Below are 23,698 nucleotides of genomic sequence, written 5' to 3' on the forward strand. Positions count from 1 at the left end.
GCGCGTATTTAGAGACGCACCGCCGGCCGCCGCAAACCGCGACGGAGGCACATATGAGACAGGACCAGACCGGCGCCGCCCGGCTCTTCGGCACGCAAGCGCGCCGCATCCTTCGTCGTATTCATTCGACCCGACTGGACGAGGCCGGCCTTGCTCCGTCCCGTCAGAGTGCGACCGAGGACACCATCATGACCGATTTTAACGGCGCGCAGACTAGCCTGCGCGCACGCGCCACGCGCCTGGGGGCTTTGGCGCTGGCCGCTTTGAGTTTCACGGCCCTGGCGTCAGAATCCGCCTTCGCCCAGGTAAGCGATGAAACAGCTTATATTTTCAACACGCTGCTCTTCCTGATTGGCGGCTTCCTGGTGATGTGGATGGCGGCCGGCTTCGCCATGCTGGAAGCGGGCTTTGTGCGCACCAAGCACGCAGCCGTCATCTGCCTGAAAAATATCGGGCTTTATTCTGTCGCCGGCCTGATGTTCTTCGTCATCGGCTACAATCTGATGTACTCCGGCGTGGGGGACCATGGCGGCCTGATCGGCACGCCTTCCATGTGGTCGCCTTCTGAAACCGCCGCGGATGACGCGATCGACGTCACGGCCGCGGGCTATTCAAGCGCGTCCGACTGGTTCTTCCAGATGGTGTTCGTGGCCACCACTGCCTCGATTGTCTCAGGCGCTGTCGCGGAACGCGTGCGTATCGGATCCTTCTTCATCTTCACGGCGGTGCTCGCCGGGGTGATCTACCCCATCCAGGGATCCTGGGAATGGGGCGCTGGCTGGCTGGATTCGCAGTTCGGCTTCTCCGATTTTGCAGGCTCCACCCTGGTGCACTCCACCGGCGGCTGGGCGGCGCTGGCCGGAGTCATCTTGCTGGGCGCACGCCGCGGACGCTTTGTCGACGGCAAGCCGGTGACCATGCACGGCTCATCCCTGCCGCTGGCGACGCTGGGCACTTTCATCCTGTGGTTCGGCTGGTTCGGCTTTAACGGCGCTTCGCAACTCGCCCTGGGCAGCGCAGCCGACGCCACCGCCGTGTCGCAGATCTTCGCCAACACCAACATGGCCGCCGCCTCCGGCGTCGTGGTCGCCTATATCGTCTCCATGCTTCTGGGTAAGGGCAAAGCCAATCTGGGCTCGGTTCTGAACGGCGCCCTCGCCGGCCTTGTCGCCATTACAGCGGAACCTCTGACCCCGACCATTCTGGAAGCCATCCTGATCGGCGGCGTCGGCGCGGTGATCGCCACCTTCGGCGCGGTGCTGCTGGAAGCCATCCGCCTGGATGACGTGGTTGGCGCGATCCCGGTCCACCTCATGGCCGGCATCTGGGGCACCATGGCCGTACCTTTGACCAACTCTGATGCAAGCTTTCTTGGACAGGCTGTCGGCGTCGGCGCGATTGGGGCCTTCGTCTTCATCACCAGCTTCGTTCTCTGGCTGGCTTTGAAAGTCACGCTCGGCATCCGCTTGAACCCCGATGAGGAAGAGGTCGGTGGCGACCTCTCTGAACTGGGTCACAGCGCCTATCCCGAGTTCACATCAAAAACCGCGCACAAACCCGCTGAATAACCGGATCAGCGAGGCGGCTGATGCGCCGCCTCGCCTGCCCCCGGTAAGCCATATGACCACCGATACAATTTTAAATGGAGAACAACCATGAAATCCGCAAACTTACTCGCAGCAAGCGCGCTCCCTCTGGCCCTGGTGGCCACCGCGAGCCTTTCCACCGGGGCCGCCCAGGCGCAGGAAGTCTCGGCGAATGTGGCGATGACCACGGATTATCGCTTCCGCGGCGCCTCGCTCAGCGATGAGGCCATCGCCATCCAGGGCGGCTTTGACGTTGCCTTTGACTCCGGTTTTTACGCCGGAACATGGGGATCGAGCATCGAGCCCGTGGGCAATTCGGAAATTGAGCTGGACCTGTACGCCGGATATGGCGGCACGGTCGGCGCGCTCAGCTATGATGTGGGCTTGATCGGATATTTCTATCCCGGCGCTGAAGATGTCGCCTATGCCGAAGTCTATGGCAGCCTGACCGGCACGATCGGTCTGGTGGAGACCACCGGCACGGTCGCCTACGCCCCCGAACAGGACAATCTGGGCGATGACGACAATCTCTATCTGAATCTCTCAGGCTCAGCGCCCTTGGGTGAGTCCGGTCTCAGCCTGATGGCGGGCATCGGTTATGAAACCGGCGCCTTCGGCGATCTTGATGGCGATGGCGACGACAAGGTCGACTGGACGATCGGCGTCGGCGGCTCGGCGTATGGCGTGGATTGGGCGCTGGCCTATATCGACACCAGCGAAGACACGGACGGGTCGGATGAAACCGCCGTCTTCACCATCTCCAAAGCCTTCTAGACAAGAAGCCTGTTCCATCGGCGGTCTGAAACGGGGACTCCGTTTCAGACCGCTTGTCTGTTGACCGCCAGCCGCCAAAGGCGTCGCCATGCGTCCCCTGTTCCGCACCCCGTCTGATGATCAGTTGAAAAGCCTCTCTGAAACGGATCTGCGTCTGTTTGTGGCGCACCAGAAATATAATGTGCGCTCCAGACGGCTCGCTCTGAAGGAACTGCGCCAGAGACAGGCCCCACAGGGCTTCTCAGCCTCGCAGGCAAGCGCCCCGCCTCACATATCAGGACCGCTGACCTCCGGGCCCGATTACAGGCCAAAAGGCGGGCTTGCGGATATCGCCTGGCTCGGCGTCCTGCTGGGCGCCGGCGCCCTGACGCTTCATGTGATCAGTTGGTGGGGCGGGCTCTAGGCCTTATTCCGCCGCCGACGTGTGATCATGCACCACGCGCCAGCCCTCCTCGCGTTTACGAACGATCAGCGTGAACAGCCCGGTGGGTTCATCCGCCTCGCGGTAGAGCGTCCAGCGCCCGAACACATAGGCGGCGTCGTCTGAGAGCTGGGTGACGTCGAGATCGGTGAACGCCAGCCAGCCCATGGCGTCCGGCGTGTCATAGCGCGCCTGATAGCGCGCCAAAGTCGCCGCCCAGCCCGTGGTCACCGATCCACCCGAGGCGAACCGCAAATCCTCGCTTTGAAGATATCCGTCCATGAAGCCGGGAATATCGCCGGCGTTCCAGGCGTCCTGCTGGGCGGTCAGCACCTCACAGATCGACTGAACCTCAGCGCCCGTTCCGCTGCAGGAAGGCGCGTCCGTCTGGGCCTGAACGAGAAAAGCGGCGGCGAGCGCACTGACAATCATCATCGGGGACCCCATTTTCCATCTAACGACAGACAGAGTGAAGCGCGCCTGACGACACCGTCAACGCTTGATGAGATAGCGATGTCAGGAATGAGGAAGCGCAATAGTCTGGAGAAACAATCACCACCACCCCATAAAACGCCATGTTTTCAGGGAGAAGTGGTGAGCCGACAGGGATTCGAACCCTGGACCTACTGATTAAAAGTCAGTTGCTCTACCAGCTGAGCTATCGGCTCTCCGTCTCGAGAGGCGCGGAACCTATAACCGGCGCCCCATACGGTCAACCCGGCTATATGCGGGAAACCCCCTCTTTTACAGTTGCACGATCATGATAGGACATAAGCATGAAGAACACCCTGTCCAATTTGCTGATCTCCGGCGCGTTCGCGCTCATCCTGACCGCGTGCTCCAGCCTGCCCGACCTGCCGGAGACGCCCTTGGGGCGTACCGAATCAGTCGCGTCTGACACGGTGGGCCTGCCGCGGGCGCGGCCCGGCCAGATCGTGATCGATAATGGCGATGAAACCGTGCCCACCCCTTATGGCGGTTCTGGCGCAGCGATCAGCTGCCCGGCCCTCGCCCGCGACATTGCGCGACTCACCTCACTGCTGGGGCCTGATGTCGAGGCGCCACGCCCGGAGGTGCAGACCGAAACTAACGAAGACTCAGAGGGCATGCTGGACCGCTCGCGCGATTTCGCCTCGTCCATCGCTGAAGATGCGCCGGATCTCGCCGCCGATACGGCGCGCGACACGATTGTGGGGCTGAACCCGACACGTCCCGTGGTGCGCTTCCTGGGCCGGGCGAGCGAGATTGAAGCCGCCGCCGCGCAAGAGCGCGAGCTGGCGCTCAAACGCCGCGCCTGGCTGCGCGGAGGTTTTGATGCGCTGAACTGTGAGCGGGCGACCCTGATCGAAGCCATGGACGCCTATGGTTTGCTCAATGATGCAGAGGCGGAATCCGAGGACTAGATCGCGTCCGGGCCTTCATCCATGCGGGCATGGAACTGGGCGCGAAACGCCTCGAACTCCCCCGCCGCGATGGCGGCGCGCATGCGCGCAGTCAGGGTCTCGAAATAGGCGATGTTGTGCCAGGACAAGAGCATCGAGCCCAGATACTCACCCGCCCGGATCAGATGGTGCAGATAGGCGCGTGAATAATCCCGGCTGGCCGGGCAATCGAGCGTCTCGTCCATGGGCCGGGTATCTTCGGCGAAGCGGGCGTTCTTGACGTTCACCGGGCCCCAATCCGTCCACGCCTGACCATGACGGCCCGAGCGGGTCGGCAGCACGCAGTCAAACATGTCCACGCCGCGCGCGACCGCTTCCACCAGATCAATCGGCTTGCCCACGCCCATCAGATAACGCGGCCGTTCATGGGGCAGATGCGGCGTGGTGACATCGAGCACCTGACACATCATCTCGAACCCTTCGCCCACGGCGAGGCCGCCAATGGCGTATCCGTCAAAGCCGATCTCGATCAGTCCTTCAGCGCTTTCGCGGCGCAAATCCTCATAGGTGCTGCCCTGGACGATGCCAAACAGCGCCTGGCCTGAGCGCTCACCGAACGCGTCTTTGGAGCGCTTCCCCCAGCGGCGGGACAGCTGCATGGAGCTGGCGGCGGCGTCGCGCTCGCACGGATAGGGCGTGCACTCATCAAGCTGCATGGAGATGTCCGCGCCCAGAAGGTCCGCCTGGATCTCGATGGAGCGCTCGGGCGTCAGCATATGCTTTGAGCCGTCGAGATGGCTTTTGAACGCCACGCCCTCTTCGGTCATGTCGCGCAGATCAGACAGCGACCAGACCTGGAAGCCGCCCGAATCGGTCAGGATCGGCCCATCCCAGCGCATAAAATGATGCAGGCCGCCCAAACGTTTGACCCGCTCCGCCCCAGGCCGCAGCATAAGGTGGTACGTGTTGCCCAGAATGATGTCAGCGCCGACGGCTTTGACCTGTTCAGGATACAGCGCCTTCACCGTCGCCGCCGTGCCGACCGGCATGAAGGCGGGCGTGCGAATATCCCCGCGCGGGGTCTTGAGCACGCCGGTTCGGGCGGCGCCGTCGGTGGCGTGAAGATCAAAATCAAAGCTGGGCATCAGAACCTGGCGATACTGCGGGAGAGAGTTGAGTGAGTTGGAAAGACGAAATCGCCCATTTGCGCAAGCGTCAGGCGCTGGCTCATAACATGGGCGGAGCTGAAAAGCTCGCCCGTCAAAAGGCGGCAGGAAGGCTCAACGTCCGGGAAAGACTGGACCTTTTGCTTGATCCGGGCAGTTTTCGGGAAATCGGCTCGCTCACCGGCAAGGCGCGCACAAATGCAGAGGGCGGCTTTGAGGGCTTCTCTCCGGCCAATTGCATCTTCGGACGCGGCACGGTTCGCGGGCGCCCGGTGGCGGTGGTGGCGGACGATTTCACCGTGCGCGGCGGCGCGGCGGACGCCGCCATCGTCGAGAAACAGGTCGAAGCGGAAAAGATGGCGGGCGAGCTGGGCCTGCCCTTGATCAGACTGATCGAGGGCACGGGCGGCGGCGGCTCGGTCAAATCCATTCTCGACATGGGCGCCAGCTATGTGCCGTTTAATCCAGCCTGGGACCAGGTGGTGGCCAATCTTGAACGGGTGCCGGTGGTGTCGTTGGCGCTTGGTCCGGTCGCGGGCTTGGGCGCGGCGCGGGCGGTGTCTTCACACTATTGCGTCATGGTCAAAGGCCAGTCGCAAATGTTCATTGCGGGGCCGCCCGTGGTGGCGGGGGTCGGTGAGCATGTCACCAAGGAGGAGCTGGGCGGATCCGACCTGCAGCTCGCCGCGGGCGCCGCAGACGACGCCTACGCCAGCGAAGCGGACGCCATGGAGGCGGCGCGCTGGTTTCTCTCCTATCTGCCCGACATGGCGGGCGATGCGGCGGACCGCATAAAGCCGAGTGATGATCCCGCACGGATTGACGAAAGCCTTCGCGAGATCGTGCCGCGCGACAAGCGCTTCGGCTATGACATGCGCGCGATCCTGAATGCGACCCTTGATCAAGGCAGCGTGTTCGAGATGGGCCGTCATTTTGGCAGCTCGGTGATCACCGCCCTCGCCCGCCTCGACGGCTGGCCCATCGCGGTGCTGGCCAGCAATCCCAATGTCTATGGCGGCGGCTGGACGGCGGAAGCGGCGCAAAAGATCATTCGCTTTGTGGATCTGGCGGAAACCTTCCGCCTGCCAGTGGTGCATTTCGTGGACGTGCCGGGCTTTGTCATCGGCACCCGCGCCGAGCGCGCCGGCACGATCCGTCATGGCGCGCGCGCCTTGTCCGCCATTTATCAAGCCAGCGTGCCCTGGTGCACCATGCTGATCCGCAAGGCCTATGGCGTGGCGGGGGCTGCGATGATGGACCATACCCGCTTTCGCTATCGTTATGCCTGGCCGTCGGGCGATTGGGGCTCGCTGCCGCTGGAAGGCGGGGTGGAAGCCGCGTTCAAATCCGTGCTGGAAAAAGCTGAAGACCCCGAAGCGCTCAAGGAAGAGCTGCGCGCCCGGATGCGCGATCTCTCCGACCCGTTCAAGACCGCCGAGCGGTTCTGGATCGAGGAGATCATCGATCCGGCGGACACCCGGCCCTTGCTGACGGAGTTCGCGAACCTCACCGCCAAGCTGCGCACCCGCGACACGCCGGGGACGCGTTACCGGCCATAGAGCCAATCACTCGCAAGTACACAAACTATCGATTGGACCGTGATCGAAGGGCCGGCGCAGGATGGGCTCAACACAAAGGAGCCCGCCATGATGAAAGACGAATACGAATATCTGTGCCTGATGGTGCTGGATGACGAAGACACCGTGAAAGCCGACCCTGATCTCGCCTGCGGCTGCGCCATGTATCTGACGCGGCAGGGTTATGACCAGGTGGATGACGGAACAGTCTGCGGGACCACCGACTAGCCCTTCCGCCAGAGCAGGCTGGAATCGCCATAGGAGAAGAAGCGGTAGTGCTCACGTATGGCGTGGGCATAGGCCGCGTGCATTTCCTCAAACCCCGCCAGCGCGCTGACCAGCATGAAGAGCGTGGATTTGGGAAGGTGGAAATTGGTCATCAGCGCGTCAATCACCTTGAACCGGTAACCCGGCGTGATGAAGATCGCGGTGTCGCGCGCCTCGGCGCGGACCGTGCCGTCCTCCTCCGAGGCGCTTTCCAGCGTGCGGATCGACGTGGTGCCCACCGCGATGATGCGGCCGCCCGCCTTGCGGGTCTGGTTGATCAACTCCGCCGTCTGTTCGCTGATCTCGTAGTATTCCGCGTGCATCTGGTGCTCGGACAGATCATCGGTTTTCACCGGCAGGAACGTCCCCGCCCCCACATGCAGCGTCACATGGGTGCGCTTGATCCCGCGCGCGTCGAGTGCGGAAAACAGACGATCGGTGAAGTGCAGACCGGCCGTCGGCGCCGCCACCGACCCCGCCTTGTCCGGCGCAGCGTAGACGGTCTGGTAATCGTCGAGATCCGCGGCGTCCGCGGCGCGCTTTGAGGCGATGTAGGGCGGCAGCGGCGGCGCGCCCGCCTCCACGATCGCCTTGTCGAGTTCAACGCCTGCGCGATCAAACGTCAGCACGACCTCCCCGCCTTCGCGCTTTTCAGTCACCTGGGCGGTCAGCCCGCCCTTGAACTGCAGCGTATCGCCTTCTTTCAGCCGCTTGGCGGGGCGCACAAAAGCGCGCCAGACCGTCTCATCATCGCGCTTGTGCAGATTGATCTCGATCTGCGCATCCCCGCCGCCGCCATGGGCGCGCGCCGGGCGCACGCCTGTCAGCGCCGCCGGAATGACGCGGGTGTCGTTGAAGACCAGAAGATCGCCGGGTTCGAGCAGGTCTGGAAGGTCAAGAACGCCCAGATCCGACAAACCGCCATCCTTCACCTGCAACAGACGCGCAGTGTCGCGCGGACGCGCCGGGCGCAGCGCAATCCGGTCTTCAGGCAGATGAAAATCAAAATCGGTCAGTCGCAATTGAGTCATAACATTCCTTCAAGCTGGCGGTGATATACGCACAGCCTCGCTCGCCCGCCAGACATCCGGACAGAAATCTCGCATGCTTCCTCCCCGCCCCTTGTTGACGAAGGCCTTTCGCATGGCCGCCTATCTGATCTGCATCGCGGCGTGCGTGTGTCTGGGGCTGACCTATGGCGTGCTGCTGTCCGGCGCGTTTCGGCCCAAAGCTGATGTCTTCAACATGATCTGGCCAGTCCCTGTGATGGCCGGCGTTCTGGCTGGGACAGCGCTTTATGTCTTGCGCCCAGAAGGCTTGAAGACGCTCCGGCGCATCGGTCTGGCCGCGAGCGCCGTTCTGGTCTTGCAGGCGCTGCCCTACGCCCAGCTTCAACCGCATCCGGACAGCCTGCCGCCCCGCAGCGAAACCGGCGAAGCCCTGCGTCTGGCCAGTTTCAATCACTGGCATCTGAACCGGGACCCGGACGCCGCGATCGCCTTCCTGCGCGAAGGCGATTTCGATCTGGTCTTCCTGCAGGAAGTCGGCGGCGCCTCCCGACAGACGCCGCTCAGTCTGGAAGAGGACTATCCCTATCAGGTCTATTGCGCCTGGGGCACGGCGCTGATCTCGCGCAGGCCCGTGCTCGAACAAGGCTGTGATGAATACCGCACCGTGCCGGCCGCCTATATGCAGATCGAGTTCCAGGGCGCGCCCCTGCGGCTGACCAGCACCCATTTCGCGCGCCCGACACGACCGGACCTGTACCAATACCATCGCGAACGTCTGTCGGCGTTGATCGCGGCGCAGACGGAACACGCCCAGATTCTGGCCGGGGATTTCAACACCGCCGAAAAAGGCTTTTCAATGCGGGCTTTGAGAGACGCTCTCTATCCGCTCAAACGCGTAACCCACGGCCTGCGCACCTGGCCGTCTGAACGCCTCATCCCCATGCCTATGCTAGGGATAGACCATATCTGGGTAAGTGACGGGCTCTGCGCGTCACAGACGGGCGCAGCGCCAGACGCCGGGTCTGATCACCGCCCCGTCTTCACGCTGGTGGAGCGGTGCGAGACCTGACTGATCGCCACAAACAAAACGGGCGGCTCGATGAGCCGCCCGTTTCACACATCATCGCAGAAACAAGATCTAGCGTACGGACGCCTTGACGATCTTGCCCGGCTCGGCGGGCGGCTCGCCCTTGGGCAGCGCATCTACGTGTTCCATGCCGGAGATTACTTCACCCCAGACGGTGTACTGGTTGTCGAGATACGGCACGGCGTCGAGGCAGATGAAGAACTGGCTGTCCGCAGAATTGGGATCCATGGCGCGCGCCATGGACATGGTGCCGCGCACATGCGGTTCGGCGGTAAACTCGGCCTCAATGTTCTGGCCCGAGCCGCCCATGCCATTGCCGTTCGGGCAACCACCCTGCGCGACAAAGCCGTCGATCACACGGTGAAAGGTCAAACCGTCATAAAAGCCTTCAGAGGCCAGCTCGGAGATACGGGCGACATGCTTGGGCGCCAGGTCGGGGCGCAGGCGAATGACGACATCGCCGCCTTCCAGGGTGAACACGAGTTCTTGCTTGGCGTCGGACACGACGGTCTCCTTTGGAGGATGGGTTCTTAATCGAGGACGCGCACAGGCACGTCGATGGCGCAAAGGTCAGGCAGGCGGCCGTTCTCACGGCTGGCCGCCAACGCTTCAAGGTAGGCAGTGAAGCTGGGCGAGCGCGTATCCATGACCTGCACCGTCGGCGCATCGGTCATGTCGCGAGCCAGCTCAAACTCTTCAATGATGTCGGGGCGGAAGCCCAGGGTCTGGCCCTGAGTGCCGACATTCAGGTTTTCTACCACGTCTTGCCCGACACGCACCTTGCCCCAGACGGTATACTGAGTGTTCAGATGTTCAGCCTCGCCGCGCACGATATAGAACTGCGCATTGCCAGAATTGGGATCACTGGTGCGCGCCATGGCGACGGCGCCGTCACAATGCATCAACCAGCTATCCACCCGTCCGTCTGCGACGATGCCCGCAAGCGCTGCAGGCTGTGTGCCGACCGGAAAGCCATTCCAGAATCCAGCCTGAGCCATGGGGCCGCCCCGTGTGGCGCGGCGCTCCTGAAGCTCATTCACGATGATGGCGTTGGGATCGCGGCGAATGCCGAATTCCGCCTGGATCGGATCAAACGGCGCCTGGATGCTGGGATTGTCCACAGCCCCGCCGCCTTGCGCCATGAAGCCGTCGATCACGCGGTGAAAGACCTTCCAGTCCAGCCAATCCGTTTCGGCCAGCATGCGTACGCGCTCGGCATGGATCGGGGTGAACTCGTCCTGCAGCTCTATCCAGACGTCGCCCTTGCTGGTCACCATGTGGATCAGGTCTTCCGCATCCACAGTGCGCCAGGCGCTGTCAGGCGCATCTGCAATAATGTCCGCGCCTGGCGCCGCAACCGGCGCCGCCGCTGCAGGCTGAGCCGCCTCGCTTGCTGGCGCCGCGTCCTGGGTCTGGCTTTCAGTTTCCGCCTCCGCGCACGCCGTCAGCATCATGGCTGACAGGCAGGCGGTGGCTAACACACGGGCTTTCAGAAGAGCGCTCTGGGCCATTAGACGAATTTCTCCAACAAACGCGCTTTGACCAAGGCTGGAACAAAAGGCGTGATATCCCCGTCCAGCTTGGCGATTTCCTTGACCAGACGAGAAGCGATCGCCTGATGGCGCGGGTCAGCCATCAAGAATACGGTTTCGATATCCGCATTCAGGCGCTGGTTCATCCCCACCATCTGAAACTCGTATTCAAAGTCCGACACCGCGCGCAGGCCGCGAATGATCGAGCTGGCGCCGACTTTCTCGGCGAAATGCATCAACAGGCCTTCAAACGGCAAGACTTCAATCTCGGTGTCGCCCGCCACCGATTCCGCCAGCTCTCGGGCCATCTCGACCCGTTCCTCAAAGCTGAAGAGCGGGTTTTTGGCGTCATTGCGTGCAACGCCGATGACCAGCTTGTCATAGAGCTTCACAGCCCGGCCGATAATATCGAGATGGCCGTTGGTCACCGGGTCAAAAGTCCCCGGATACAGCGCGACGCGGCGTTTCATGGCGGTCTCCCCAAAGCCCGGTGCGGTCTTGGCTCGGTCTAGTGCTCGTCTTGCGGCGCATCCGGCGCCGGGGCTTCACCCTCATCGCCTTCGTCAACGCCGGTGTCGTCATCGCTTTCCGCGATGCGCACAACAGACACGACTTTTTCGCCTTCCGCCAGTCGGATCAGCCGCACGCCCTTGGTGGCGCGGGCGGCGATGCGCACGGTGTCGACCGGGAAACGGATCAATTGACCGCCATCGGTGACCGCCATCACGGTGTCGCCGTCAATGACCGGGAAACACGCCGCCAGTTCATTGACCTTGCTCATGTCATGAGCGGCCACGCCCTGATTGCCGCGCCCCATGACGCGGTAGTCATAAGCGCTGGACCGCTTGCCGAGACCGTCCTGGGCCACGGTCAGCACGAACTCTTCCGCAGCGCCCAGCTCGGCGATGCGTTCAGGGCTCAGCGCCACCTCCGCCGCCGCTTCGCCCTCTTCCGGCGCGCTGACGACGGCGTCGTCCTCGTCCAGCCCCGCCGCACGCCGCATGGCGTTGGCGTGCTTCATGTAGGCGCGCGCCTCATCGGGGGTGACGTCGATATGATTCAGGATCGCCATGGAGATCAGGCGGTCGCCCTCTTTGAGACGAATGCCGCGAACGCCGGTGGAGTTGCGTGACGCGAAGACCCGCACATCTTCCACCGAGAAACGGATCGCCCGACCGGCCGCAGACACCAGCAGCACGTCCTGATCCTTGTTGCACAGGCGCACATCGAGGATTTCGGAGCCGTCTTCATCCAGCTTCATGGCGATCTTGCCATTGCGGTTGACCTGAACGAAGTCCGATAGCTTGTTGCGACGCACCGTACCCGCCGTGGTGGCGAACATCACGTCATACTCGCTCCACTGATCCTCGTCCTCAGGCAGCGCCATCACAGACGTGATCCACGCGCCTTCATTGAGGCTGGGCAGCAGGTTTGTGAGAAATTTGCCCTTGGTGTTGGGCGCGCCCAGCGGCAGACGCCAAGTCTTGGTCTTGTAGACCATGCCGTCCGAGCTGAAGAACAAGAGCGGCGCATGGGTCGAGGCGACAAACAGGGTCGCCACGAAATCCTCATCCTTCATCGCCATGCCCGCGCGGCCTTTGCCGCCGCGGTTCTGGGCGCGATAGGTGGAGAGCGGCGTGCGTTTGACGTAGCCGCCATGGGTCAGGGTGACGACCATGTCCTCGCGCGGGATCAGGTCTTCATCCTCGATCCCGAGATCGCCCTCGATAATGATCGAGCGACGCTCCACGCCGAACTTGGCTTTGGCGTCCAGCAATTCGTTGCGGATGATATCGCGGATCAGGGTCGGGCTGCGCAGGATCTCCAGCAGCTCGGCGATGGTCTCGGCCAGCTTGTTGGCTTCATCGCCGATCTCATCGCGGCCCAGCGCCGTCAGGCGGTGCAGGCGCAAATCAAGGATCGCCTTGGCCTGCTCTTCGGTCAGGCGGATCTCGCCATCCTTGATGCGGGAGCGCGGATCAGCCACCAGCTCCACCAGCGGCGCGATGTCCTTGGCCGGCCAGGCCTTGTCACGCAATTGCTGACGCGCGGTCTGCGGGTCGGGCGCCTTGCGGATCATGGCGATGATCTCGTCGATATTGGCGACAGCCACGCCCAGACCGATCAAGACGTGCGCCCGGTCGCGCGCTTTCTTGAGGTCAAACTTGGTGCGGCGGACCACCACTTCCTTGCGGTGAGCGATGAAGGTCTCCAGGAAGAGACGCATCCCCGCCTGTTGCGGACGGCCGCCGATCAGCGCCAGCATGTTCACCCCGAACGAGGTTTGCAGCGGGCTCCAGCGATACAGCTGGTTGAGGATCACCTCGGCGTTGGCGTCTTTCTTCAGCTCGATGACAACGCGTACGCCTGAGCGGTCGGACTCGTCGCGCAGATCGGAAATGCCCTCAACGCGCTTTTCGCGCACCAGCTCGGCGATCTTCTCGATCATCGACGCCTTGTTCACCTGGTAGGGAATCTCGTGAATGATGATGGCTTCGCGGCCTTGGCGAATATCCTCAATGGAGGTCTTGCCGCGCAGGATCACCGAGCCGCGACCCTCAAGCAGCGCCTTGCGGGCGCCCGAGCGGCCGATGATCTCGCCGCCCGTGGGGAAGTCTGGCGCCGGCACGAATTCCAGCAACTCCACATCAGTGATGTCAGGCTGGTCGAGCAGCGCCATCGTCGCGTCCACAACCTCGTTGAGGTTGTGGGGCGGGATATTGGTCGCCATACCTACGGCGATGCCGCCGGCGCCGTTGACCAGCAAGTTCGGATAGCGCGCCGGCAGAACGATCGGCTCCTGCTTGGAGCCGTCATAGTTGTCCTGAAACTCGACCGTATCCTTGTCGATATCGGCCAGTAGCGCTTCGGCCGGATGGTCCATGCGGATTTCGGTGTAACGCATGGCGGCGGGCGGATCGCCGTCCATGGAGCCGAAATTGCCCTGACCGTCCATGAGCGGCAGCCCCATGGAGAAGGGCTGCGCCATACGCGCCAGAGCGTCATAGATCGCGCTGTCGCCGTGCGGGTGATAACGACCCATCACGTCGCCGACCACATTGGCGGATTTCTTGTACGCCTTGTCCTTGGTGTAGCCACCCTCATGCATGGCCCACAGGATACGGCGGTGCACGGGCTTCAGCCCGTCTCGCGCATCGGGGATGGCGCGGCTGACGATCACGCTCATCGCGTAATCGAGATAGCTGCGCTTCATCTCGTCTTCGATGGACACCATCGGGCCGCTCGGCGCGGCGGGCAGGTCTTCATCCATGGGCGTTTCAGGGGGCAAATCGCTCAACGTCGTTTCGTCCTGGCTGGCGCGCGCCTGTCTTCGCCAAGCGGGACAGCGCGCGTAAAGAGGCGTCGGTCGAGCGCAGTTCACCTGAATGGGCGTGAATCACCTGCGCACGGTTAGATGTTATGTCTAGCAAGGCCAGAGACGGGCGGCAAACACGGTGCGCGGCTGTCTCCACGGTTTCCTGACAGATTTGCGGCCCGGCCTGTTTTTTGTTGAAAATCAGCGCAGACTTCCTCTCTTGGGGTCGCATCGCGCGCGACGCCGCCTACGTTGATAGCGTAGCTTTCAAAGGAGACGCCTCATGACCCGCGCCCTTCACACTCTCGCTCTGACAACCGCGCTCGCCGCCTGCAGTCTTGGCGCCCCCGCGCTCGCAGCCGACCACCATGCCGAGGCCATGTCCGACGCCGCCGAAGCCCATGCCGTGCTGATCGATCGCGAGCGCAACGAAGTTGGTCACGCCCGTCTCCAGCAAGGCCCGACAGGCGTTCTGATCACGCTTGAGCTGGACGGCCTTCCCGACAGCGCCGTCGGCTGGCATGGCGTGCACCTGCACCAGATCGGCGATTGCTCGAACGCGGATTTCACCAGCTCCGGCGGGCATATCAACCCGTCAGAGCGCAGCCACGGCCTTCTGAACCCCGAAGGCCCGGACAACGCCGATCTGCCCAACATCTATGTGCATGAGGACGGCATGCTGCGTGCCCAGGTCTTCACGGACCGCGTCAGCCTCAATGGCGAATATGACGCCCCGGCCTTGCTGGATGATAACGGCTCCGCCCTCGTCATCCACGACAATGAAGATGATCACACGACCCAGCCCATTGGCGGCGCCGGCGCACGCCATGTCTGCGGCGTGATCGAGGCGGCGCACTGATGCTGACACGGCGGACTGCTTTGGCCGGGCTCGGCGCCGCCGGCCTGTCCCTGACCCTGCCCGGCCGCGCTCTGGGCCAGACGGCTGATGCGTCGCCCTGGCGCGCAGGGCCAGACCTGCCCCTGCGGGTTCAGGAGATTTACCCGGCTGTCCTTGAGGGCGTGCTTTACGTGGCGGGCGGTTTGAGCCCCGATGTGGGGCGCGGCCGGATCGGCATCTCGGATCGCGTTTTCTCATTGGCGCCCGGCGCAGATCGCTGGCGCGAGCGTGCGCGCTTGCCCGTGCCGCTGCACCACCCCAATCTGGTGGGCCTTGAGGGCTTAGTGTACGCCGTCGGAGGTTTCACCGCCCAGACCGGCGGCATGTGGGCGATGAGCAATGGCGTTCGGGTGTTTGATCCCGGTCGCAATCAATGGCGCAATGGCCCGGCCATGGCTGAACCCTATGCCGAGACGGTCTGCGTCGCGCTGAACGGACGCCTGCATGTGGTCACCGGCCGACGCCCGGCGGGCCTCACCAACAAGGCCTGGTCAGACCACGCCGACACCAACGCCCATATCGTCATGGACCCCGCCGCCCAGACCTGGTCGGTCGCAGCCCCCGCCCCCACCGCGCGCAATTCCGCAGCGGGCGCAGAGCTGGAGGGGCGCCTGCATGTGGTGGGCGGACGTACGGTGACCGGCGGCAACACGCCCGTGCACGAAGCCTATGACCCGCAAAGCGACAGCTGGGAGACCCGCGCGCCCCTGCCCGAGCCTGAAGCCGGGCCGCGCGGCGCCGGCGGCCTCGCCGCCGCCAGCGTCGATGGCGCGCTCTATGTGTTTGGCGGCGAGTGGTTTGATAATTCAGGCGGCGGCGTCTACGCCCAGGTCTGGCGCTATGACCCGCAAACCGACGCCTGGACCGAGATGGGCCGCATGCCCACGCCCCGGCACGGCCTGGGCGCGGTCACGGTGGGATCACAGATCGCCACCATCGGCGGCGCGGCCCAGCCCAGCGGCAGCCAGACCACCGCGACGCTCAACTGGTTCACGCCCTGAGCCGAAGTCGCAAATGAACAGCAAAAAGCCCGGCGCGCTGCGCCGGGCTTTTTTCGTCTGGGCCAGATGAGAGCCCCTAGAACGGGATGTCGTCGTCCAGGGTGTCGGAGGTGAAATCCTCGCGCGGGGCGTTGCTGCGCTGACCACCGCCTTGCCCACCGCCCTGATTGTAACCGCCCTGGCCGCCGCCGGAACGATCGTCCATCTGGTTGTTGTTATAGCCGCCGCCCATGCGGTCGCCGCCGCCTTCGCCGCGACCGTCCAGCATGGTCAACTCGCCGCGATAGCGCTGCAGCACCACTTCGGTGGTGTATTTGTCATTGCCGTCGCGGTCCTGCCATTTGCGGGTCTGAAGCTGGCCCTCGATGTAAACCTTCGAGCCCTTCTTGAGATAGTTCTCGGCGACCTTGGCGAGGTTGTCGTTGAAGATGACGACGTTGTGCCATTCGGTCTTCTCGCGGCGTTCGCCGGTGGACTTGTCGCGCCAGTTTTCTGACGTGGCGATGCGCAGGTTCACGACCGGATCGCCGGAATTCAGGCGCCGCACTTCAGGGTCGGCGCCCAGATTGCCCACCAGGATCACCTTGTTTACAGAACCAGCCATACCGCGTCTCCCGCTTGTCTTTCGCGTCGTATTTGTTCACATTCCGTTCCGCGCGTCAATTAAGGCGCGAGTCGGGTGTTAACGAAGCCTATCCCGCCCCTTGAGTCCATCGCCGGGCGCCGCTGTCGGCGCCTATACGGTGGATAGAGACGCGGCGGAGCCCTAAGTAACGCCCGATACGCCCGCCCGGCCCGGCCGCCAGCTAAGGACTTTGCGTCATCCATGACTGACAAGCTCAAAACCATTTCCGTGCGCGGCGCGCGCGAACACAATCTCAAGGGCGTGTCGGTGGACCTGCCGCGTGACGAGCTGATCGTGTTCACGGGGCTGTCGGGATCGGGCAAGTCCTCGCTCGCCTTCGACACCATCTACGCCGAGGGCCAACGCCGTTATGTAGAGAGCCTGTCCGCCTATGCGCGCCAGTTCCTGGAGCTGATGAGCAAGCCGGATGTGGACTCCATCGAAGGCCTGTCGCCCGCCATCTCGATTGAGCAGAAGACCACTTCGAAAAACCCGCGCTCCACCGTGGGCACGGTGACCGAGATTTACGACTATATGCGCCTTCTCTGGGCGCGGGTGGGCGTGCCCTATTCGCCCGCCACCGGCGAGCCGATCTCGGCGCAGACCGTCTCTCAGATGGTGGACAAGACCACCGCGCTCGACGACGGCGCGCGGCTCTACCTGCTGGCGCCCATCGTGCGCGGCCGGAAAGGCGAATACCGCAAGGAGTTCGCCGAGCTGCTGAAGCAAGGCTTCCAGCGCGTGAAGGTGGATGGCGAGTTCTATGCGTTGGAAGACGCGCCCGAGCTCGACAAGAAATTCAAGCACGATATCGACGTGGTGGTGGACCGGGTGGTCACCAAGGAGGGGCTCGAACAACGCCTCGCCGACAGCCTGGAGACCGCGCTGCGTCTTGCCGACGGCATCGCCATGGCCGAGTTCGCGTCAGACCATGGCGAGCATAAAACCGGCGAGCGGATCATCTTCTCGCAAAAATTCGCCTGCCCGGTCAGCGGCTTCACCATTGAAGAGATCGAGCCGCGCCTGTTCTCGTTCAACAATCCGTTCGGCGCCTGCCCGGCCTGTGACGGGCTGGGTCAGAGCCTGGAGTTTGACGAGGACATGGTGGTCCCTGACCGCGACAAGTCGCTCTATGACGGCGCCATTGCGCCGTGGAGCCGGGCGACCTCCAAGCTCTACCAGCAAACCTTGCAAGCGATCGCAGACCATTACGGCGCCAGCATGTACACGCCCTGGCGCGATCTGGACGCGAGCTTTCGCAAGATCGTGCTGCACGGCACCAAGGACAAGATCAAGTTCACCTACGAAGACGGGCTGCGCCAGTTCACCACCTCCAAGGCGTTTGAAGGGGTGATGCCGAACCTGCAGCGGCGCTGGCGCGAGACGGACTCCAGCTGGGTGCGCGAGGATCTGGCGCGCTTTCAGTCCGCCCAGCCCTGTGATGTGTGCGACGGCAAGCGCCTGAAGCCCGAAGCGCTAGCGGTGAAGATCGACGGCGCAGACATCTCCATCGCCGGGGAGAAATCCATCAAGGCGGCGCTGCGCTGGTTTGAAGCGGTGGAAGACACGCTGTCGGCCAAGGATCAGGAGATCGCCCGGCGCATCCTGAAGGAAATCCGGGACCGCCTGAGATTCCTGGTCGATGTGGGCCTGGATTATCTCACGCTCAGCCGCGCCTCTGGCACGCTGTCGGGCGGGGAGAGCCAGCGTATTCGTCTGGCCAGCCAGATCGGCTCGGGCCTGACTGGCGTCCTCTATGTGCTGGATGAGCCGTCCATCGGCCTGCACCAGCGCGACAATACGCGGCTTCTGGATTCCCTGCGCGGCCTTCGCGATCTGGGCAATACCGTGCTGGTGGTCGAGCATGACGAGGAAGCCATCGAGACGGCCGATTATGTGGTCGACCTCGGACCCGCCGCGGGCGTTCATGGCGGCGAAGTGATCGCGGCCGGCACGCCGGCGGAGATCGCCGCGAACCCCAAATCGCTGACCGGTCAGTACATGTCCGGCAAGCGCATGGTGCCGGTGCCGGAACAGCGCCGCCCGGTGGACCTGAACCGCGCCGTCACCGTGAAGGGCGCCTCCGGCAACAATCTTCAGAACATCGACGCCGCCTATCCGCTGGGCGTGATGACGTGTGTGACCGGGGTTTCGGGCGGCGGCAAATCCACCCTGACCATCGAGACGCTCTACAAGGCGGCGGCGCGGCGCCTGAACAAGGCCTCCGCCGTGCCCCTGCCCCATGACACGGTGGAAGGGCTCGACCAGGTCGACAAGATCATCGACATCGACCAGAGCCCGATCGGGCGCACCCCGCGGTCCAACCCCGCCACCTATACCGGCGCCTTCACCCCGATCCGCGACTGGTTCGCCTCCCTGCCTGAATCCCAGACGCGCGGCTACAAGCCGGGCCGCTTCTCCTTCAACGTCAAAGGCGGGCGCTGCGAGGCGTGCCAGGGCGATGGCGTGGTGAAGATCGAGATGCACTTCCTGCCCGACGTCTATGTGGAGTGCGATGTGTGTCATGGCGCACGGTTCAACCGCGAGACGCTGGAAGTGACCTTCAAGGGCAAATCCATCGCCGACGTGCTCGACATGACCGTCGAGGAGGCCGCCGACTTCTTCAAGGCCGTCCCGTCCGTGCGCGACAAGATGGAGACGCTGAAACAAGTGGGGCTGAGCTATCTCAAGGTCGGCCAGCCCGCGACCCAACTATCAGGCGGCGAAGCCCAGCGGGTGAAGCTGTCCAAAGAGCTCGCCAAGCGTTCCACCGGCAAGACGCTCTACATCCTCGACGAGCCCACTACGGGCCTCCATTTCGAGGACGTGCGCAAGCTCCTCGAAGTGCTTCACGAGTTGGTCGATCAGGGCAATACGGTGATCGTCATCGAGCACAATCTCGATGTCATCAAGACCGCAGACTGGCTGCTGGACCTGGGCCCGGAAGGCGGCTCGGGTGGCGGCGAGATCGTCGCCTGCGGCACGCCCGAACAGGTCGCCGAGGTGGATGCCAGCTGGACCGGCCGCTATCTCAAACCGCTTCTGGAGCGGGATGTGGCGCGTCAGAAGAAGCTGGCGGGGTAAAGCTGGGCGCTTTCTCTGAGCGCCTATCCCTTCCGCCCGCGCAGCACCAAACCCGCCAGCATCAGTGCGCTCAACCCGCCCATGGCGATGAGCTGGGCGTAGGTTTCCGGGCCCAGACTGACGGAATCCGCACCGGCCAGGCCGGTTGCGGAGCTGAACACCTGGGCGACAGCGGTCTTGATCGTCTGATCGGGATCGGACGCCAGAAGCGCGAAGGTGGGCGCGATGACGGCGACGGCGTTGAACGCGCCATGGGCGGCGGCGGCCTCGACGATGGAGCGCCGCCACAGTGCGGTCAGCGAGAAGACGAGGCCGGTCAGTCCGATTCCCGACAGCGCCAGCACGCCGAACATCAGCCCCGAGATGAAGACATGGGCGTGTAACAGCGCGAAGGCGAAGCTGGCGACAAAGACGCCGACAGGCTTGCCCCAGCGCGCGGTCAGCGCGCTCATCAGCCAGCCGCGAAAGACCAGCTCTTCCACCCCGCCCTGGATGAGAAAGCCCACGAACAGCGCCGCATAGCCGATCAGGGCGGTCTGGGTGACGGCGCGGCTGATCTCCATCGCCCCCAGATTATCGGCGGCGCCAGTGCTGGCGCCCATGCCCAACAGGGCCGCGACAACGCTGACCAAGACCACAAGAAACACGCCCAGCGGCAAGCCCAGAATGTAGCGCCCGAAAAAGCCCCGTCCCTCAAGGCCGATCGTCGAGAGCGGGCGACGTTCAAACAGCTTCACCCACATCAGCGTCATGATCGCCCAGGCGATGAACTGCAACAGCATCAGCGGCAGCAGCACCGTCAACGTGTTCTCGTTCAGCGCCCGTTGAGCGGCCAGCGGGTCGGTCTCGCCCGACGAGACCGTCAGGACGATGGTGTAGATGATCGTCCCGACCAGTACGGGAATGGATGAGACAAGATAGCCCGCCACCATCAAACCGACCGCGCCCCAGCCCCAGGTGCGACGCGCAGTTTCCGGCCAGGGTGCATACAGCGCTTGGGTCATCTTACGGAGCTTTCTCAGAAGGATTGGGCATGGAGAGCGCCAGTTTGGCGCTGATGCCGCGTCCGATCATCATCACGAGGCCCGTGCTGAACATTACGGGCGTCAGTACGAGCGCAGTAATCCATGCCTGGTCCACGCCAGGCATCAACAGCGCATACAAGCGCATGGTGATCATCGGGTCTTCCGGGTTCTGAAGCACCATTTCAAACGTATTCGCAACGTGGTCCCCGACGCTGAAGGCTATGGCGCCATAACCGACGATCATCACCAGCAGGTAGAGGATCAAGAACAGAACCCATGACACGGTGAGGCCGACCACATGTCGCCAACCTGCGCGGATCGCGCCCCCGATATCAAACCGCCCGGACAGGGCATGCGCCGGAAGACCGGAGAAGACTGACAAGATCGCGACCAGGCCCAGACCGCCGATGAGGCACAGCGCGATCACAACCAGGACGGCGGCGACTGCGCTGTCGCCGGTCCCGCTCTCTGCGGCCAGCATCGCAAACACGATACCGATCATGATCACGAAGAACAGGACCAGAAAGGCCGCCAGATAAACGCCAAAGAGGATCAAACCACTCAGGGTCAGGCGACCGATACCCGCCCAGCCGGGCCAGAGGGTGAACCGGCCCCTCATGAACAGCGTGAGCCAGACCGCCTCAATCCAGATCCAGAGCGGAAGCCCAAGAAGAGAGATGAGCGAACTGGCGGATGAAAACTGCATGCTCAGGGCATAGGCTTCACCGGCATCGCCCATTTCAGCGGCCTGCACGCCTGTACGCGCTAGCTCTCCGAACAGAACGAACTGCCCCACCGCCATAACGACATAGATAAAGGTGTACCCGATCAGCAAGGTCAGCACGGCTCCGGGCCGGGCGCGAAAAACTTCCAAGCCGAAGCTGAGCGCCCCGCCCACCGTGAAACGGTGGGCGGGCGGCGTCGTCATGTCCGTCATGGATCAGCCCTCGCTGGGCGCCTGCCCCACGGATGCCGCAGGCGCTTCGAGCGGGGTATCGGGTGCGAAACCGCCATCATGGCGCACCGCCACATAGGCGCCGACGCCCATCCAACTGCCCTGGACGAAGATGTCGAAGATCAGCTGCAGGACCAGGGCGATCCCGGCCATCGCCCAGAATAGCGGCGAGTTCAGAGCGTCCAGCAAAGCCTCCATCATGAGGTCCGGATCACTCGTCTGTTCAAAGCTGATCAGCGCGCCCACCAATTCTGACGACCCGATCATCAAGAACGCCTGCTGCATCACGCTCAGCACCACGTAAGCCAGGAGAATGGCGAAAAAGAGCACCACATAGGACAGGAACATCCAGAACATCACGCCCTGAGCGGCGGCGAAGCCGTCAAAGACCTTGATGCCGCGCTGACGCACGGTCAAAGCCGTCGCGGGCGCGAGCCCCAGGAGGAAAATGATCCAGCCGACAATGACGATCACCGTCAGAAGCGTGTTCACCAGGGCCTGAACGGCGACCCCGCCCGGCTCGCCGCCCATGGCGAAGCCTGCGTTGACGACGGCATAGAGCACGATGGTCAGCACGCCGGCCGCCATGATCAACAGCCAGAGCACGATATTGACGACCAGCAGGCGCAGCTCGTCCGCGCCCAGACGGATCGGTAGCCCGCCCACCACCTGATCCCGCGCCAGAAGGCGAAGCCAGGCGCCCTGGATCATGAGAGCGGAAATCAGGATGCCGAGAATGCCCAGCATGTAAAAGCCCATGCCTTGCAAGGCGGCCTGCGCCATCTCCGCGTCGGTCGGCTCCCCTTTGCCGCCATACTCGATCACTAGTTGGATCAAGGGCCAGAAACCGTAGAGCATCAGCGCGCCAAAGCCCGCATAAAGCAGGACCTGCCACAGGCCGATCCACGCCACGCTTAACGGACGTTGGCCAAACACCTTCAGGAAATAGAAGGTGGCGTCGACAAAGTTATAGCTGGGCTTGGACATGGTTCCCCCCGCGTGTCCGAACATAGCAAGATCGCGTGGCAGGATAACCCAGACCCGCGGGAAGGTCTCGCCTTAATCGGGGGAAAGGTCGCCTTCAGCCTTGTAAACGCCATAAAGCGCGCAGAGGGCCGCGATCAAGGGCGCAGCCAGAAATGCAATCTTGGCGACGCCATAAATCGCGCTCGCCAGCAGGAAGAGCACAGGTTTCACGATCAACGCCCCCGACTCGCCAGACGCCGATTGCGCAATCGCCGGACCTGCGCCCAGCAGGGCGACGCAGACCGTATTGAAGACGGCCAACACAACGATGCCGGGCGCCAGGCTGGCCAGCCCCGTCAGCGCGATCTCGACGCTGCGCCCGCGTGACGCCGGCCAGATGGACAGCACCCGGATGGCGCCCGCTTCCAAAGTCGCCGGAGCGGTCAGTGCGAGCCGTGTGATCAGCCACAGGCTGAACACCATGAACACGGCGATCAGGGCGAAAGACACCGCCAGCGCGACCGGTCCCATCATCTCAAACAGATTGACATAGCCGTCGGGCTGCGGCGCGCCGGGATCCATTTCTGTAAAGGCGAGACCGGCGATCATGAAGGCCATGGCGACGCCCGCCGTCATCAGGATGATCACCAGCAACAGCACGACCAGCGCCAGCGCCCAGATCAACCGCCCTTCATCCCCGCCGAGCGTCAGGCCGTAAAAGCCCTTTTTCGGAATGCCAAGCGCCAAGCGCCCCAGGCTCGCCCAGCCAATGACGAAGGCGCCAAACGCGACCGCCATGAAGGCGATCGCCGCTGGCGCCGCGCCCGGCGCATAAGCGCCGGCATAGGCCGTCATCAGGGATTGCACGGCGAAGACGACGCCATAAAGCGCGCCTGCCGCCAGTACGGGAGCAGGGTTTTCCAGAACGAAGCGGTAAGCGGCGCCCACGGCGCGAAGATCAATCAGTCTCATGAGGGTGCAGTTAGCCCGAAACGACGGTCAGGCCAAGGATCAGGGCGCCGAAAC

The 23,698-nt window shown here is 63.4% G+C and carries 22 protein-coding genes and 1 tRNA gene; 10 read left to right on the forward strand and 13 right to left on the reverse strand.

Annotated features, from left to right (window positions below; genetic code table 11):
* Positions 1-188: 188 nt before the first annotated feature.
* The 3 genes from G405_RS0101835 (at position 189) to G405_RS0101845 (ending at position 2,763) form a co-directional block, all read left to right on the forward strand.
* Positions 189-1,568 carry an ammonium transporter family protein gene (locus tag G405_RS0101835; protein ID WP_199285744.1) on the forward strand — a complete coding sequence of 460 codons (1,380 nt, stop codon included), beginning with the start codon at positions 189-191 and terminating at the stop codon, positions 1,566-1,568.
* A gap of 87 nt (positions 1,569-1,655) precedes the next feature.
* Positions 1,656-2,360: a TorF family putative porin gene (locus G405_RS0101840; RefSeq protein ID WP_022699790.1), complete on the forward strand. Its 705-nt coding sequence runs from the start codon at positions 1,656-1,658 to the stop codon at positions 2,358-2,360.
* Positions 2,361-2,448: 88 nt separating this feature from the next.
* Positions 2,449-2,763: a hypothetical protein gene (locus G405_RS0101845; RefSeq protein ID WP_022699791.1), complete on the forward strand. Its 315-nt coding sequence runs from the start codon at positions 2,449-2,451 to the stop codon at positions 2,761-2,763.
* A gap of 3 nt (positions 2,764-2,766) precedes the next feature.
* Here G405_RS0101845 and G405_RS0101850 read toward each other — a convergent pair whose 3' ends face one another.
* Entirely contained in the window at positions 2,767-3,216 is a 450-nt protein-coding gene (locus tag G405_RS0101850; RefSeq protein WP_022699792.1) for a YybH family protein, read from the reverse strand.
* A gap of 157 nt (positions 3,217-3,373) precedes the next feature.
* Positions 3,374-3,449: transfer RNA gene (locus G405_RS0101855), tRNA-Lys, on the reverse strand.
* Between the two features lie 108 nt (positions 3,450-3,557).
* On the opposite strand from G405_RS0101855, the gene G405_RS0101860 reads away from it, so the two are divergent.
* Positions 3,558-4,184, forward strand: coding sequence for a hypothetical protein (locus G405_RS0101860; RefSeq protein ID WP_022699793.1), 627 nt, complete (start codon positions 3,558-3,560; stop codon positions 4,182-4,184).
* Here G405_RS0101860 and tgt read toward each other — a convergent pair.
* The gene (gene tgt, locus G405_RS0101865; RefSeq protein WP_022699794.1) at positions 4,181-5,308 is read right to left on the reverse strand and encodes a tRNA guanosine(34) transglycosylase Tgt; all 1,128 of its coding nucleotides are present in this window, start codon (positions 5,306-5,308) and stop codon (positions 4,181-4,183) included. The genes G405_RS0101860 and tgt overlap by 4 nt on opposite strands.
* 32 nt (positions 5,309-5,340) lie before the next feature.
* Here tgt and G405_RS0101870 point away from each other — a divergent pair, with 32 nt between their 5' ends.
* Together G405_RS0101870 and G405_RS14715 are read left to right on the forward strand one after the other, a co-directional pair.
* Entirely contained in the window at positions 5,341-6,888 is a 1,548-nt protein-coding gene (locus tag G405_RS0101870; RefSeq protein WP_022699795.1) for an acyl-CoA carboxylase subunit beta, read from the forward strand.
* An 87-nt stretch (positions 6,889-6,975) separates the two neighbouring features.
* Positions 6,976-7,134: a hypothetical protein gene (locus tag G405_RS14715; RefSeq protein WP_156861318.1), complete on the forward strand. Its 159-nt coding sequence runs from the start codon at positions 6,976-6,978 to the stop codon at positions 7,132-7,134.
* Here the strand turns inward: G405_RS14715 and queA are convergent.
* Positions 7,131-8,195 carry a tRNA preQ1(34) S-adenosylmethionine ribosyltransferase-isomerase QueA gene (queA, locus tag G405_RS0101880; protein ID WP_028284470.1) on the reverse strand — a complete coding sequence of 355 codons (1,065 nt, stop codon included), beginning with the start codon at positions 8,193-8,195 and terminating at the stop codon, positions 7,131-7,133. The genes G405_RS14715 and queA overlap by 4 nt on opposite strands.
* A 121-nt stretch (positions 8,196-8,316) precedes the next feature.
* Here queA and G405_RS0101885 point away from each other — a divergent pair, with 121 nt between their 5' ends.
* Positions 8,317-9,252 carry an endonuclease/exonuclease/phosphatase family protein gene (locus G405_RS0101885; RefSeq protein ID WP_022699798.1) on the forward strand — a complete coding sequence of 312 codons (936 nt, stop codon included), beginning with the start codon at positions 8,317-8,319 and terminating at the stop codon, positions 9,250-9,252.
* A gap of 69 nt (positions 9,253-9,321) precedes the next feature.
* Here the strand turns inward: G405_RS0101885 and G405_RS0101890 are convergent, their stop codons facing one another.
* The 4 genes from G405_RS0101890 to gyrA are packed head-to-tail and all read right to left on the reverse strand — an operon-like array spanning position 9,322 to position 14,073.
* Positions 9,322-9,774, reverse strand: a complete 453-nt coding sequence (locus G405_RS0101890) for a peptidylprolyl isomerase (RefSeq protein ID WP_022699799.1) — start codon at positions 9,772-9,774, stop codon at positions 9,322-9,324.
* Positions 9,775-9,800: 26 nt separating this feature from the next.
* Complete coding sequence (locus tag G405_RS0101895; protein WP_022699800.1) at positions 9,801-10,781, reverse strand: peptidylprolyl isomerase; 981 nt, start codon at positions 10,779-10,781, stop codon at positions 9,801-9,803.
* Entirely contained in the window at positions 10,781-11,272 is a 492-nt protein-coding gene (gene coaD / locus G405_RS0101900) for a pantetheine-phosphate adenylyltransferase (RefSeq protein WP_022699801.1), read from the reverse strand. Before coaD ends, G405_RS0101895 begins: the two co-directional genes overlap by 1 nt.
* Before the next feature lie 38 nt (positions 11,273-11,310).
* Complete coding sequence (gene gyrA, locus G405_RS0101905) at positions 11,311-14,073, reverse strand: DNA gyrase subunit A (protein ID WP_022699802.1); 2,763 nt, start codon at positions 14,071-14,073, stop codon at positions 11,311-11,313.
* Positions 14,074-14,401: 328 nt separating this feature from the next.
* Between gyrA and G405_RS0101910 the strand changes: the two genes are divergently transcribed.
* Both G405_RS0101910 and G405_RS0101915 read left to right on the forward strand, forming a co-directional pair.
* Complete coding sequence (locus G405_RS0101910) at positions 14,402-14,977, forward strand: superoxide dismutase family protein (protein WP_022699803.1); 576 nt, start codon at positions 14,402-14,404, stop codon at positions 14,975-14,977.
* Complete coding sequence (locus G405_RS0101915; RefSeq protein ID WP_022699804.1) at positions 14,977-16,017, forward strand: Kelch repeat-containing protein; 1,041 nt, start codon at positions 14,977-14,979, stop codon at positions 16,015-16,017. Before G405_RS0101910 ends, G405_RS0101915 begins: the two co-directional genes overlap by 1 nt.
* A gap of 76 nt (positions 16,018-16,093) precedes the next feature.
* Here G405_RS0101915 and ssb read toward each other — a convergent pair whose 3' ends face one another.
* Entirely contained in the window at positions 16,094-16,621 is a 528-nt protein-coding gene (gene ssb / locus G405_RS0101920; RefSeq protein WP_022699805.1) for a single-stranded DNA-binding protein, read from the reverse strand.
* Positions 16,622-16,843: 222 nt separating this feature from the next.
* On the opposite strand from ssb, the gene uvrA reads away from it, so the two are divergent.
* Positions 16,844-19,726 carry an excinuclease ABC subunit UvrA gene (gene uvrA, locus G405_RS0101925; protein WP_022699806.1) on the forward strand — a complete coding sequence of 961 codons (2,883 nt, stop codon included), beginning with the start codon at positions 16,844-16,846 and terminating at the stop codon, positions 19,724-19,726.
* 23 nt (positions 19,727-19,749) lie between these two features.
* Here uvrA and G405_RS0101930 read toward each other — a convergent pair whose 3' ends face one another.
* The 4 genes from G405_RS0101930 to G405_RS0101945 form a co-directional block, all read right to left on the reverse strand.
* Positions 19,750-20,730: a CPBP family intramembrane glutamic endopeptidase gene (locus tag G405_RS0101930; protein WP_022699807.1), complete on the reverse strand. Its 981-nt coding sequence runs from the start codon at positions 20,728-20,730 to the stop codon at positions 19,750-19,752.
* A gap of 1 nt (position 20,731) precedes the next feature.
* The gene (locus G405_RS0101935) at positions 20,732-21,688 is read right to left on the reverse strand and encodes a hypothetical protein (RefSeq protein WP_022699808.1); all 957 of its coding nucleotides are present in this window, start codon (positions 21,686-21,688) and stop codon (positions 20,732-20,734) included.
* Between the two features lie 3 nt (positions 21,689-21,691).
* The gene (locus G405_RS0101940; protein WP_022699809.1) at positions 21,692-22,693 is read right to left on the reverse strand and encodes a hypothetical protein; all 1,002 of its coding nucleotides are present in this window, start codon (positions 22,691-22,693) and stop codon (positions 21,692-21,694) included.
* 72 nt (positions 22,694-22,765) lie between these two features.
* Positions 22,766-23,644 carry a hypothetical protein gene (locus G405_RS0101945; RefSeq protein ID WP_022699810.1) on the reverse strand — a complete coding sequence of 293 codons (879 nt, stop codon included), beginning with the start codon at positions 23,642-23,644 and terminating at the stop codon, positions 22,766-22,768.
* Positions 23,645-23,698 lie beyond the last annotated feature (54 nt).

The sequence above is a fragment of the Oceanicaulis alexandrii DSM 11625 genome (assembly GCF_000420265.1).
GTDB lineage: Bacteria > Pseudomonadota > Alphaproteobacteria > Caulobacterales > Maricaulaceae > Oceanicaulis > Oceanicaulis alexandrii.